Here is a 12,857-nt window from a genome sequence, read left to right on the forward strand (position 1 = left end):
TATAAACGCATTTACCATAAAAGCACGCTGAGATAGTATGATGTTCTCTTATTCTTTGGCCATTAATTATGCGTATTTACGGCGATAGGCGTTCGGGAAACTGCTATAAGCTACAATTACTTTTAGCACTTCTCGATAAGCAGTATGACTGGGTTGATATAGACATTCTTGCTGGAGACACAAGGGCGCCCTCTTTTCTTGATAAATCACCTAATGGCAAAATCCCACTTCTTGAATTAGGTGACGGAAGGGTCATCTCTGAATCAAACGCTATCATGCATTTTTTAGCAAATGGAAGCCCGCTTATTCCTACGTCACCCTATGAATTTGCGACGTTATTACAATGGCAGTTTTTTGAGCAGTATAGTCACGAACCGTATATCGCCGTAGCTCGTTACATCAATATTTACCTCGGTATGCCTGAAGATAGGAAAGATGAATTCCTGGCCAAGCAAGCACAGGGTTATCGGGCTTTAGCAGTAATGGAAGCGCAACTGAGTAAAACGCCTTTTTTAATCGGTCGCCACATGTCTCTTGCTGATATTTCTCTCTTTGCTTATACCCATGTTGCACATGAGGGCGGTTTTGACTTATCTGCTTACCCAGCAATTCGACAATGGCTAGCGTTAATTAAAGCACAAACAGGCTTTGTAGCGATGAACGTATAGCTATATTTTTCGCATATGTGGTGTTGGGCTTTGCCAAAATGATTGCATGGCTTCCTGTGCTTCATAAAGCGGCGAAACGTCGACATCGAAAAGTGTATTCATTGCATACGCAACTGCCTCAAGGGTGGAAACGCCGTTATCCATCTTTGTATGACGTATCCGATAGCGTGTTATTGGGGCTTCTTCGAAGTGGTAAAAAGCGCAGGCCTTAAGCCAATTATACTGTTCAATAATGGAGTATGCTTGCTTCCAGCTTCCGTCGACAACAACAATATGATTAATGGTGTGTCGTTCATTTCCCGGTAATGTCTCAATTGCACGGCTTGAATCGTTCGGATAGATAACGGCGCATTGTGTTACGCACAGTTTGTCATGTAAGTGTGTCATCGCATCATTATCGCTCGTGACAATTATATTGGTTTTATCCGGCGCACAGAGCGATATAAGACGCGCTGTGTTCTTAGCATGTGTAACTTCTCTTTTGTGCTGAAGAATCGTCAAGGTAATCGGGAAATGAACCGTTGAGATACGGTCGCATACACAGGTTTTCACTGGATACTGACAAATGTTACAGTATGCTCTCATTTATCACCTTTTTTAAATACGCACTACCTGTGTTGATCATAACCGCTAATGTCTCGTTGAATAAATAGTTTGTTTGAGAAAAATAAATGTCAGATAGCGCAATAAACCAAAAGGTTTCGACGATTCTTGGAATGGTCCCTGAAGGGTATGTCGTCAGTTATGGGTTACTGGCTGACTTGTGTGGATTACCGGGTCGCGCAAGATTAATGGGTAAATGCCTAACTACAATTTCAGCGCCCATTGCGTGGCACCGCGTGGTCAGGTCTGATGGTAAAATAGCGTTTCCCCCTGGGTCTGACAAAGCAAACGAGCAAGGTGAAAAATTAGTGTTAGAAGGTGTTGTGGTAAAAAATTTTAAAGTCAGTATGAAGTATTACCTGTGGCAGCCTGATCTTTATACAGTATTGGCAAAACTCCCCTATTAAGCGCATACTGAAAATTGGTCGATTTTTTAACCCGCAAAATTACAAGTAGTGGTCACTCGATGTTAAAGAAAGTCAGCATAGAACATCTTAAGGTAGACATGTATGTCCACGAGATTGCAGAGCACAAAGGAACTGTTTCAATAAAGACGAAAGGTCGTGTGACCTCGCAAGCTATTATCGACGCGTTAAAAAAGAAAGGCGTAAAATCAGTGATAGTAGACACTGAGAAAGCGTTTTCTGAAAAAGACAATACGCAATCTGCTTTGGACGTGGAAATTGACGGTGTAAAGAAAGTAAAAGCTACCTCTTTAGTTGATGAACTTACCCGCGCCACTGAACTTCATAAAGAAGGAAAGCAAATTCAGGCTGATTTGTTAGACAGCGTAGCGAAGCAAACCTCTCTTGATATAGACATCCCTAAGGTATTCACGCAAAAGCTAGTGGCATCGATACACAGAAACCCCAATGCGTTACTTTGTCTTACAAAAATGCAGGAGAAAGATGATTATCTTCTTGAACACTCCCTAAATGTTGCCATTATCTTGGCAAATTTTGCTAAATATTTAGGGCTAAGCGAGCAGAAAATCGATGAGCTAGCGCATGCTGCCTTTCTTCACGATATAGGGAAAATAAAGGTAGAAGATGCCATTCTTCACAAGCCCGGACGACTAACGCCAGAAGAAATGGAAGAAATGAAACGGCATGTTGAATACGGTGTCGATTACCTTCGTGGGGAAAGTATTCCTGAAAATTTAATCACTATTGTTGGAGAACATCACGAAAGGCTTGATGGGCTCGGTTACCCTCAGGGTAAAAAAGGTGATGAAATCAGTACAGAAGGGCGCATGCTGGCTATTGCAGACATGTACGATGCGCTTACAGCCGAACGGGTTTACAAGCCTGGGCTATCCAGTCAGAAAACATTTTCTATTCTACTCGCCGACGCGCCAAGCCGTCTTGATGTGACTTTGGTCCAACGCTTTATTCAATGTATGGGCGTGTACCCGGTAGGAAGTTTAGTACTGTTATCTAATGAGCGAATTGCTATGGTAATGGATCAAACTGCGTCGCCGCTTAAACCAAAAGTAAAAGTATTTTACTCGGTTCGAAACAGCCACTTCTTGCCCCCTAAAGATATTGATCTGAATTCGGATAATTCATTGAGCGTAACGAAAGCCGTTTTGGCTACCGATTACAATATAGATGTTAAGGGCTTTTTCGAGCGATCGGTAGCGGTGTAACGTAAAGGCGCTGTAGCTTATTAGGTACATAAATAACGTTCGGCATGCTGTAGTCTTTACAAAATGTGCTGCAGATCTGCAAAGAGATAGCGTGCTTACCCTGTGAAAAATTACTAGAAAATTGTCGTAATCTGTTTAGCGTACGTTCATATTCACCCATCTATACTGCACAGTATCAACGAATTGGGCGCGTGCAGTGCCTAATGCATTACTGCTCACTCCATTGTGGAATGCTATTTGCTGCATATCCACTATGCGATTGCGCTTTTAGTTACTTTTATAAGCGCTGTATACACAGGTTAGACATTGAGGACGTTATGAAAAAATTATTTACTGTAGGACTAATCGCCGCATCACTTTCTGTTGCTGGTTGTGCTAACGATCCAAACAATACACAAAAAGGTGCGGCTATAGGCGCTGTTGTTGGTGCATTACTCGGTAAAGCGACCGGCGACAATGATAAAAGCCGTTACGCTTGGGGCGCAGCAGTAGGTGCTATTGCAGGTGGTGCAATAGGCAACTATATGGATAAGCAAGAAGAAGAGCTAAGAAGTGAGCTGTCAGACACTGGCGTGCAGGTAGTGCGTGAAGGTGACAATCTAAGGCTTATCATGCCAGGTGATATTACATTCGCAACTGACAGCTCGAGTATCAGCCCTAACTTCAATCCTGTTCTACAAGATGTCGCGAAAGTTGTGAACAACTATGAGAAAACGGTGCTAATGATCAAAGGACACACCGATGATGTAGGTGCAGAGCAATACAATCAATCGTTGTCTGAGCGAAGAGCAAGTGCGGTAAAAAATATATTGGTAAACTTTTCTGTGAATTCCACACGGATCACAACTGTGGGTATGGGGGAATATTCACCGAAAGTACCTAATGATAGCGCAGCTAATCGCTCGATGAACCGCCGCGTTGAAATGGAAATTCAACCGTTAACGGCATCAAACACCTAGTCAATATCGAGTGTTTTTATGTGCTAAGCCATTTTAGGTGGCTTAGCACATTTACTACTAATGGCTATGCTTTAACGCTTTAACTTGATTGGCCACATCGCCTGCTATTGCATTTGGGATGGGGATAGTCAGATGATACTGACTGATTTTCCATAGCTCCCCTACTTTTATCAGTACGCCAGTACCCCTTGTTTCCCCTAGCTTTTCGTTATCCAACAGTTCATCAAACCACGCTACGTTCTCGTCTGGCGAAAAATAGATGTTTCTATCGCGAGGGAGATACGTCCAGCCCGTACCTTTATCAAAGTGTGGTTTTGCATACGCTTTAAAGGCCTCAACCGTCCAAACTTCGCCAGCGTCAGTGCCTAAAAACGTTGCACCGGGGGCATAAAGCGAGAAATACCCTTCATAGTCTGCGGTAGACGCTCTCTCATGTAGTGCATCTAATACCTTATCGATTTGATGTTTGTTATCTGTCGCAGTCGCTACAGAGGTTGTCATCAGTAGAACAATAAAAATTAAAAATCGCATTGTTTGTACTCATTTAAGCGCTTGTGCTGTTAAGAGAGTAACGTGTTTTTTGTAATAACGCGTCACTATGTATTCATTATGATGTGGCAATGTAATTCAAATGGCCAACGATACGGGTAAAAATAAGTGTTCTACTCTCGTTAGGAAAAAGGTGCAACGGTTCCATAATCATGAATATTAGGAGCAAGCGTTTGCAGTTCATTGGCTTTTAAGGGCAGTTCGTACATAGTGGAGAGACATTCGTTCGCCAAGGCTTTCGCGATTTCTAACGTAGAATATTCTACTGAGCATATCGCACTTTTCTCGTGGTTATGAGTATGCGCCGATTGTGCACCTGGCGCATACGCCACCAATATTGATAAATCATTTGGTAATTCCATGCCCAACTCTTTCGCACTATTTGTCACTGACTCAGCGAGCAAAGTACTGGTACATATTACCGCTGAAAAGGTAGAGCCGGTGGCAAGCAAATCCATAAGAGGGTCAGCGGTTTCATTATTATTTGCATGAAGCACTGTTGCGCTGCTAAAAAGCGCAAATATGTCGTCATTCTTTGCGGTGCTGTCGTCGTATATCAGGGCGATATCTGTATGTCCTTGGCTAATCAAAAATGCGTTTGCACGTATTATGACGTTCACAAGCGATGCTGTAATGGCATGTTCGCTTGCATTGGTAGCGGATGTATTGAGAACAACTAACGGCTTACTTTTATTGCTAAGGTGTTGTGCGGTAGGTGCAATGGTGTTTACGACAACGCCGTCACACCCTTGAGCTAATAAAAACGATATGGCGTCACGTTCCGACGTTTCTGTATCGTGAGAGAATGCGACTACGCAGTGTTTCTGATGTTTGCGTAGCATGTGTTCGAATGAAAATAATAAATGCGAAGCAAATACCATATTGGTATTTGGCAGTACTATGCCAATGGCATTGGTATATTTTGAGGCTAATGCACGCGCAATATGGCTAGGCGTATACTGTAGTTCATCGGCAGCCTTTCTGACTTTCTCTGCCATAGCAGGGTTGACTGACTCCTTGCCATTGAGTACGCGAGAGACGGTAGACAACGATACACCTGCATGTTTTGCTACTTCGTAAATAGTCGCCATTGTATAGCCTTATATGTTTGTAAGTACTTACTTTAAGGTGATAAGTTAATATAAGTATATCGTTAGAATTAAAAAATGGGAAAGCGCTTTCTTTAAGGGGATGCTAACGCTTTTCTTAAACCCTCAACATCCAATAGTTAGCTGGCGTTGGCCACAATACGGTGTGCGAGCTCGGCGATGCGAATATTGTTATCCATTGCAGCCGATTGCAGCTTTTTGTAAGCCTGATTTTCACTTAATTTACCTTGTTGCATAAGCAGTAATTTAGCCCTATCTATTACTCTTTGCTCATTCAATGCTTGTTTAGCGCCATTAAGCTCAGTGGTAATATCGTGAATACGTTGTGCTTGCTCTCGAATTAAATCGTAGAACGACTTGTGTGCAGAAAGTGAGGAAGGTGTTAGCCCCTCGACTATATCGTTATCGGCTATTGATAGCCCTTTAACGGTTTCATCGAAAATCATCGAAATTGGCGCCCCATCGACGGGAGGGGTACTGTTTAAAGACGCGACTAACTGTTCGTTATTTCGAAGTTCTTCTTCCGCCTCACTTATCCTTTGCGCAGCTCGTTCAATTAGTCTATCGGTAATGTGTTCTTCAATATCCCGCATATCATCAATGCGTAATGTAGCGATATCGTACCAAATCTCACTTAGTGAAGCGGTGCATGAATCATTATCGTCAAGCGCACAAATCATTTTACGGAGTCGTTTAAGGTGCCGTGTGTGTTCACTGTCTAATTGTTGTTGCCACATGGAAAGTTCAGTCGCATCTGCAAACTTAGTGAAAGTATCAAAAGCATTGTTTTGAGAATCAGTCAGTGCGGTAATGCGGTCGCATAAAGAAGATTGAAAGTGTTGAGATGAGAACCCGATAGCCCCACATGCCCGCTCTTGACCTGCGAACTCTTTGCCTTGAATGAAATTGAAGAGCGCAACGAGAAGCGCGGTAATGGCGGGATCACTAGCCACATCTGCGGCCTCAAAAATTACGTCGATAAATGCGGCTATCAGTCGGCAAAAGGCATTAGTGGATTCTGAAGGCGTGAGTTGCTGTGAAGATACTTTGCTGCGTAAGCCATTTAGGTTGTCCATGCCTTGAAGGGAAAATGTAATGCTGTTTATTAAACGGATCCCTGAATCTTTATCTGAATTAGATAAATAAAGTGCATGAAGTAGGCTACGAAGCTGTTTTTCACTTTCTTTGCTAACTTCTTCTTGCAGTGCCCGTTGCTCTTTAAAGCGTTCACCTTTAGAACAAAGGAATACATTACTCATGCCTCGCTCACGCTGTAGCTGGTGGATCATGTCTGTAACGGCTTTCACTACTTTACAGTTTGATGATAAGTGGCGGAGCGCTTGAATTTCCTGATGCTTAGCCAATAAAAAGAACCGTTTTGTTATATCGCTATGTGTCGCCATCGTGAGGTGTCCAAAAGCTGTATACCAAGAATAAGCAAAAGTTGTTCCTCTCAATCGTTTAATAAATATTTAGGTTATTTTGCTCTAAAACAGTCTTATTTTCGTGTTAATTTGCGCCTTTATTACATTGGGCCAATACAACCCCAAAAAAGATGTGCCTAAAATAAGTTTGTCTGCCCCATCGCGGTGCGTTTTTTCACGTGTCGAGTGCACGGCGCGTTTCTATGAAAACATACAAAAATTCAAAATTTGACGTAAAATCATGTATTAGAACAATATTTCAAAAAAATGTTCGTGCATAAATATTGGCACTAATGTTGTAACGATTATATTTAGAACAACCGAACAATGTATCTTGGCAAATAACAAGATAAGGACAAAGGCGTCCGCAACTTATTTCTTTGGAAATAAGAGCGGGCGTTTTTTTATGCCTTTAATTTAGGCTGAAAATATTTTTGGCGATTATAAACAACAGAATAGGTGATTAAAGATGGCGTATTTACTTCCCTCCGAATTTGCAACCAAGATGGTTGATGCAGGCGAATCCAAAATATACATGTCTACTCGCGACACACTAATTCGCGCTTTTATGGCGGGTGCCATTTTGGCGTTGGCCGCCGTTTTTGCCATAACCATTGCGGTTCAAACAGGAGTGTTTTTAATTGGTGCAATACTCTTCCCTGTAGGTTTTTGTATGTTGTATCTCATGGGGTTTGACTTGCTTACGGGGGTCTTTGTGCTCACTCCGCTGGCCTGGCTGGCAAAGCGACCGGGTGTAACATGGCCACAAATTCTCCGCAATTGGGGCTTAGTGTTTTTAGGGAATTTTGCAGGTGCGCTGAGCGTGGCATTTATGATGTCGTTTGTTTTCACCATGGGTTACAACATTGACGGCGGTGCTATAGCTACAAAGGTGGCGGGTATCGGAGAGGCGAGAACGCTAGGGTATGCAGAGCATGGCGTTGCTGGCTGGTTTTCTATTTTTATTCGCGGCATGTTGTGTAACTGGATGGTATCGCTTGGTGTTGTTGGTGCAATGATATCTACTCACGTAAGCGGTAAAGTGTTGGCGATGTGGATGCCTATCATGCTGTTCTTCTTTATGGGTTTTGAGCATTCGGTGGTTAACATGTTCTTGTTTCCATTCGGCTTAATTATGGGTGGCGAGTTCTCAGTGATGGATTACTTTATTTGGAATGAAATTCCTACCGCACTCGGTAATTTAGTGGGAGGCTTAGCGTTTACTGGTTTAACTATTTATTCAACACATGTGCGTACCGCGCCTAAACGCGTTATCGCTACAGGTGCTAGCAACAAAACAGTGCTTGCAGCAAAAGTGAATGACAAAATATAAACCGTGATCACCCTTCGACACGGTGCCTTTTCGAACAAAGGCACAAAACCGATTAATCAGGACCATCATTGTGTGGTGGTGCCTGATTTTTCGCCATCTGCAAATTTTGATGCTATCGCCATTGTCTCTGACGGAATAAGTAGCAGTCAGGTTAGCCAGTATGCAAGCAACTTTGCTGCTGAAACGTTTGTACGCGAATTCCCGTTAACAAGTGACGTGTGGTCTATATCGAGGGCGGCACAACATGTGTTACGTAGTATAAATACAGAGCTTTACATAAAAAATCAACAAAGCCCCTATTTTGAAAACCTTGATAAAGGGTATGTCTGTACCTTTAGTGCAGTCATTTTGAAAGGACAGTCTGCGGTGTTACTACATTGTGGTGACAGTAGCATTTATCACATACACCGCGGTGAAGTAACGCTTTGCACCCGTCAACATCGAGAAGCCGGCGAGGGCAAAAATACTTATTTAAGTAATGCACTGGGTATTCGGCCTAACTTAACCGTTGATATTACCACCCTAACGGTAGCGCCTAACGATATGTTTGTATTAATGACAGATGGCATAGCGGATACCTTGTCGCCAAAAACATGGTACGCGATACATCAGCATAATACATCTAGTGCAGATTTGGGGGCGCAGCAAATAGCGCAAGCAGCATTGAATGCAGACTGTGACGATAACGTCACGATAGCGCTGCTTGACGTATTGTCCATTGCAAAAGAAGAGCAAACACCTTACACCTCAAATGGCTTTCTTCCGTTTTTAGATACGCCCAAGTCAAACGATGTAATAGACGACTGGATAATACAGCGGCAGTTATATTCCAGTGAACGCAGTCTGGTTTTTCTTGCTAAGCATAAGCTCCATAATCATCAAGCGGTGTTAAAAATTCCTGCAAAGTCGATGCACGATAACGAAAGCTTTTTAGATGAAATGGTGAAAGAGGAGTGGATTGGCGCACGCGTACAACATGACAATGTTCTTAAACCCTACAAGTGCCCCTTTACACGACATTACTTTTATATTGCCATGGCGTACACACCTGGAATAAGTTTACGCCAATACCGAAACGACGTTGGTAGCGTTCCTCTTGCTAAAGTTCGAGACTGGAGTACGCAAATGGTTAGCGGCCTAACGGCACTGCATCGGCAAGACGTGCTTCATCAAGATATCAAGCCAGATAACATCATGGTTGATGAAAACGGTAAGGTCACACTGGTAGACTTTGGTGCCGCGAGCATAGCGGGTTATCATTTTTCGCATAGTGATGTGCAGCTTGCCATTCCTGGAGATCTATTATTTACCGCTCCGGAATACTTTGTAGGGCTTTGGCCTGATGAAAGCTCAGATCAGTTTTCTTTAGCAGTGGTCCTATACTTTTTACTCAGTGGCGATTATCCCTACAACAGTAACGTTGCCAAGAAAAGCAACTACGCAGGTCTACTTAAATTGCGTTATATCAGCTTGCTACAACGAAACGTCGCCGTTCCTATGTGGGTTGATGAAACGCTGAAACGGGCTTGCCATCCTAAAGCGTCGAAACGCTATCCGAGTTTGTCTGAATTTCTATACGATTTAAACCATCCTAATCCATCTTACCGTAAAAGCCTGCCGCTGATGGAGCAGCATCCAGTACGGGCATGGAAAACCGTGTCTGGCGTATTGCTGGTATTACTTCTTGCTATGTTTGTTGTTCATTATACGTAACCTGAACCTTGTTTGAGAAACGGCGCTCAGTATCAAAGGAATGCACCATAAACTATCTTCTTTGCTTATTCGTGGTGCGATATCAACGGGTTTACGCCAACGTTATTTTGCTAAGTCTTTGTAATATAGCGATGAAAAGCATTGGCACTATACTTGTATTATTATTTTCATAGTCTCGACTAGGTACCTGTGTATCATCGAGTAGTAACATATTTAACAATGTACTTAATCAGGCAACGAAGCCCACAACCAGGAATGGTTGTGGGTTTTTTTTGCTTAAAATAAAGGTGAACGAGATGACGCTTTCCTCACAGCAGCAACAACGCATTGTGATAATTGGCAACGGTATGGTTGGCCATCACTTTGTTGAGCAACTTATAAACAGCAAAGCTGACTACCATATTACCGTGTTAAGTGGAGAGGGCCGTTTAGCTTACGACCGCGTTTACCTATCGTCCTACTTTACGGGTAAAACCGCAGCCGATTTAGCGCTTACAGACGAAAAAACGTATCAGCAGTGGGAGGTAAATGCCGTTACCAGTGCGTGGGTAACGGATATTGATCGTACTCATCAAGTCGTCACCACTAAAGATGGTACTGCTTACCCCTACGATAAACTGGTGTTAGCGACAGGCTCTTATCCTTTCGTTCCTCCAATCCCCGGCAACGAGCAAGAACATTGCTTGGTGTATCGCACCATTGAAGATCTTGAGTCTATTAGTGCCTCTGCCGCACAAAGTAAAATAGGCGTAGTGGTGGGAGGCGGCTTACTGGGGCTTGAAGCAGCCAATGCACTTAAATCAGCAGGATTAGAAACGCACGTGGTTGAATTTGCACCTCAACTAATGGCGGTGCAGCTTGATGCTATGGGGGGCTCGCTGCTTAAAGATAAAATTGAAGCGCTCGGCGTACAAGTACATACACAAAAAGCCACCGAGATTATTGAGGCTGGTGAGCACTGCCGCTATCGAATGAAGTTTTCTGATGGTTCACACCTTGAAACCGATATGGTGTTATTTTCTGCCGGTATTCGACCTAGTGATCAGCTAGCCCGTGAATTTGATTTAGCCGTAGGTGAACGCGGCGGTATTGTTATCGATAATCAATGTAAAACCTCCGATCCTAATGTATATGCTATTGGGGAATGTGCATTGTGGGAAAAGCGTATTTATGGGTTGGTAGCGCCAGGATACGCCATGGCCCGCGCCGCCGTTGCTAGTTTGACTAACAATGAAGGCGAATTTACAGGTGCGGACATGAGTACCAAACTTAAGCTAATGGGCGTTGAAGTGGGGTCTATTGGTGATGCTCATGGCAATACCCCAGGGGCGCTGGTGTATACTTACCACGACCAACCTGCAGGCGTGTATAAAAAACTTGTTGTCGATGAAACTAAAACACAGGTATTAGGCGCGGTTCTTATCGGCGATACCAGCGACTACGATACTTTGTTGCAATATGCGCTAAACAACATTGCGCTGCCCGATGCGCCAGAAGCGCTTATATTACCGTCCTCAGGAGAAAAGCCCTTGTTAGGGGCCGATGCTCTTGGCGACAGCGCCACTATTTGTTCATGTCACAACGTATCTAAAGGCGATATTGTTGAGGCTATCGAAAGCGGTAGTTGCTCTTTAGGCGATATTAAATCGTGCACAAAAGCCAGTACAGGCTGTGGGGGATGTTCGGCATTACTTAAAAACGTTGTCGATGCTGAACTAGAGAAACGTGGCGTAGAAGTATCTAAAGCCATTTGCGAACATTTCAATCACACTCGCCAAGAGCTCTATCATCTTATTCAAGTAGAAAATATTGAGACGTTTGATGCACTGCTTGAAAAGCATGGTAAAGGGTTAGGCTGCGAAATTTGTAAACCGGCCGCTGCTTCCATATTTGCGTCGGTATGGAATGACTATATCCTTCGTCAGGCACATCAGCCACTACAGGACACCAACGATACGTATCTTGGCAATATGCAAAAAGACGGTACTTACTCTGTTGTGCCGCGGGTAGCGGGTGGTGAAATTACCCCAGATAAACTGATTTTGCTGGGTGAAGTTGCAAAAGAATACAACCTCTACACCAAAATAACGGGCGGTCAGCGCGTTGACTTATTTGGCGCACGCGTAGAGCAGCTCCCTGCAATTTGGCAAAAACTAGTGGCCGGTGGTTTTGAGACCGGACATGCCTATGCGAAGTCGTTGCGTACGGTTAAATCCTGTGTGGGCAACACGTGGTGTAGGTTTGGTGTGCAAGACTCTGTTGGCCAAGCTATCGACTTGGAAAACCGCTATAAGGGTCTACGCGCACCACATAAAATAAAATTTGGTGTATCGGGCTGTACGCGGGAATGCGCCGAGGCTCAAGGGAAAGACATTGGCATTATAGCAACGGAAAACGGGTGGAACCTTTACGTTTGCGGTAATGGAGGGATGAAGCCACGCCATGCCGACTTATTCGCTACCGATTTAGATGACGCAACACTGGTGAAATACATCGACCGCGTACTGATGTTTTACACAAAAACGGCCGACCGCCTGCAACGCACATCGGTGTGGATGGAGAACCTCGAAGGCGGGTTGGACTACCTCAAGTCGGTAGTTATCGACGATTCGCTTGGTATTTGTGACGACCTTGAGGCTCAAATGCAACATATTACCGACAGCTATCAGTGCGAATGGAAAACCACCATTGAATCGCCTGAGGCGCTTAAACGGTTTCGTCAGTTTGTAAACAGCGACGAAACCGACTCAAACATTCAGTTTGTTACCGAAAGAGATCAAATTCGCCCTGCCACCAGCGCTGAAAAATACGCTGGTCAACAAGCCATTCCAGTAGACATCATTTAGGAGAA

11 protein-coding genes are annotated in these 12,857 nt (G+C 43.7%); 7 read left to right on the forward strand and 4 right to left on the reverse strand.

Features of this window, described 5'->3' with window-relative positions; genetic code table 11:
* The first annotated feature begins 68 nt into the window (after nucleotides 1–68).
* Complete coding sequence (locus tag AC27EZ_RS08870) at nucleotides 69–668, forward strand: glutathione S-transferase family protein (protein ID WP_487134990.1); 600 nt, start codon at nucleotides 69–71, stop codon at nucleotides 666–668.
* On the opposite strand, the gene AC27EZ_RS08875 is transcribed toward AC27EZ_RS08870, so the two are convergent.
* On the reverse strand, nucleotides 669–1,253 hold the full coding sequence (locus tag AC27EZ_RS08875; protein ID WP_487134991.1) for a tRNA-uridine aminocarboxypropyltransferase: 585 nt from the start codon (nucleotides 1,251–1,253) through the stop codon (nucleotides 669–671).
* 86 nt (nucleotides 1,254–1,339) lie between these two features.
* Here AC27EZ_RS08875 and AC27EZ_RS08880 point away from each other — a divergent pair, with 86 nt between their 5' ends.
* The 3 genes from AC27EZ_RS08880 to AC27EZ_RS08890 all read left to right on the forward strand — a co-directional run bounded on the left by AC27EZ_RS08880 (nucleotide 1,340) and on the right by AC27EZ_RS08890 (nucleotide 3,878).
* Nucleotides 1,340–1,678, forward strand: a complete 339-nt coding sequence (locus AC27EZ_RS08880; protein ID WP_487134992.1) for an MGMT family protein — start codon at nucleotides 1,340–1,342, stop codon at nucleotides 1,676–1,678.
* A gap of 59 nt (nucleotides 1,679–1,737) precedes the next feature.
* Nucleotides 1,738–2,919: a cyclic di-GMP phosphodiesterase gene (locus AC27EZ_RS08885; RefSeq protein ID WP_487134993.1), complete on the forward strand. Its 1,182-nt coding sequence runs from the start codon at nucleotides 1,738–1,740 to the stop codon at nucleotides 2,917–2,919.
* A 317-nt stretch (nucleotides 2,920–3,236) separates the two neighbouring features.
* Entirely contained in the window at nucleotides 3,237–3,878 is a 642-nt protein-coding gene (locus tag AC27EZ_RS08890; protein WP_421133003.1) for a YiaD family glycine zipper/OmpA-like lipoprotein, read from the forward strand.
* A gap of 57 nt (nucleotides 3,879–3,935) precedes the next feature.
* On the opposite strand, the gene AC27EZ_RS08895 is transcribed toward AC27EZ_RS08890, so the two are convergent.
* The 3 genes from AC27EZ_RS08895 to AC27EZ_RS08905 all read right to left on the reverse strand — a co-directional run bounded on the left by AC27EZ_RS08895 (nucleotide 3,936) and on the right by AC27EZ_RS08905 (nucleotide 6,939).
* Nucleotides 3,936–4,409, reverse strand: a complete 474-nt coding sequence (locus AC27EZ_RS08895) for a nuclear transport factor 2 family protein (protein WP_487134994.1) — start codon at nucleotides 4,407–4,409, stop codon at nucleotides 3,936–3,938.
* 140 nt (nucleotides 4,410–4,549) lie between these two features.
* Entirely contained in the window at nucleotides 4,550–5,518 is a 969-nt protein-coding gene (locus tag AC27EZ_RS08900) for a LacI family DNA-binding transcriptional regulator (protein WP_487134995.1), read from the reverse strand.
* Between the two features lie 137 nt (nucleotides 5,519–5,655).
* On the reverse strand, nucleotides 5,656–6,939 hold the full coding sequence (locus AC27EZ_RS08905; RefSeq protein ID WP_487134996.1) for a nitrate- and nitrite sensing domain-containing protein: 1,284 nt from the start codon (nucleotides 6,937–6,939) through the stop codon (nucleotides 5,656–5,658).
* A gap of 490 nt (nucleotides 6,940–7,429) precedes the next feature.
* Between AC27EZ_RS08905 and AC27EZ_RS08910 the strand changes: the two genes are divergently transcribed.
* The 3 genes from AC27EZ_RS08910 to nirB all read left to right on the forward strand — a co-directional run bounded on the left by AC27EZ_RS08910 (nucleotide 7,430) and on the right by nirB (nucleotide 12,852).
* On the forward strand, nucleotides 7,430–8,293 hold the full coding sequence (locus AC27EZ_RS08910) for a formate/nitrite transporter family protein (protein ID WP_487134997.1): 864 nt from the start codon (nucleotides 7,430–7,432) through the stop codon (nucleotides 8,291–8,293).
* Nucleotides 8,294–8,296: 3 nt separating this feature from the next.
* The gene (locus AC27EZ_RS08915; RefSeq protein ID WP_487134998.1) at nucleotides 8,297–10,006 is read left to right on the forward strand and encodes a bifunctional protein-serine/threonine kinase/phosphatase; all 1,710 of its coding nucleotides are present in this window, start codon (nucleotides 8,297–8,299) and stop codon (nucleotides 10,004–10,006) included.
* 296 nt (nucleotides 10,007–10,302) lie between these two features.
* A complete protein-coding gene (gene nirB, locus AC27EZ_RS08920; protein WP_487134999.1) occupies nucleotides 10,303–12,852 on the forward strand; it encodes a nitrite reductase large subunit NirB in 2,550 nt (849 codons plus the stop codon).
* Nucleotides 12,853–12,857 lie beyond the last annotated feature (5 nt).

The sequence above is a fragment of the Alteromonas sp. 4NH20-0056 genome (assembly GCF_057539655.1).

Bases quoted from the DNA above. Each gene is read 5' to 3' on its own strand.
- AC27EZ_RS08895 (WP_487134994.1), bottom strand. From the start codon at position 4,409: ATGCGATTTTTAATTTTTATTGTTCTACTGATGACAACCTCTGTAGCG.
- AC27EZ_RS08910 (WP_487134997.1), top strand. From the start codon at position 7,430: ATGGCGTATTTACTTCCCTCCGAATTTGCAACCAAGATGGTTGATGCA.
- AC27EZ_RS08905 (WP_487134996.1), bottom strand. From the start codon at position 6,939: ATGGCGACACATAGCGATATAACAAAACGGTTCTTTTTATTGGCTAAG.
- AC27EZ_RS08885 (WP_487134993.1), top strand. From the start codon at position 1,738: ATGTTAAAGAAAGTCAGCATAGAACATCTTAAGGTAGACATGTATGTC.
- AC27EZ_RS08900 (WP_487134995.1), bottom strand. From the start codon at position 5,518: ATGGCGACTATTTACGAAGTAGCAAAACATGCAGGTGTATCGTTGTCT.
- AC27EZ_RS08875 (WP_487134991.1), bottom strand. From the start codon at position 1,253: ATGAGAGCATACTGTAACATTTGTCAGTATCCAGTGAAAACCTGTGTA.
- AC27EZ_RS08880 (WP_487134992.1), top strand. From the start codon at position 1,340: ATGTCAGATAGCGCAATAAACCAAAAGGTTTCGACGATTCTTGGAATG.
- AC27EZ_RS08870 (WP_487134990.1), top strand. From the start codon at position 69: ATGCGTATTTACGGCGATAGGCGTTCGGGAAACTGCTATAAGCTACAA.
- nirB (WP_487134999.1), top strand. From the start codon at position 10,303: ATGACGCTTTCCTCACAGCAGCAACAACGCATTGTGATAATTGGCAAC.
- AC27EZ_RS08890 (WP_421133003.1), top strand. From the start codon at position 3,237: ATGAAAAAATTATTTACTGTAGGACTAATCGCCGCATCACTTTCTGTT.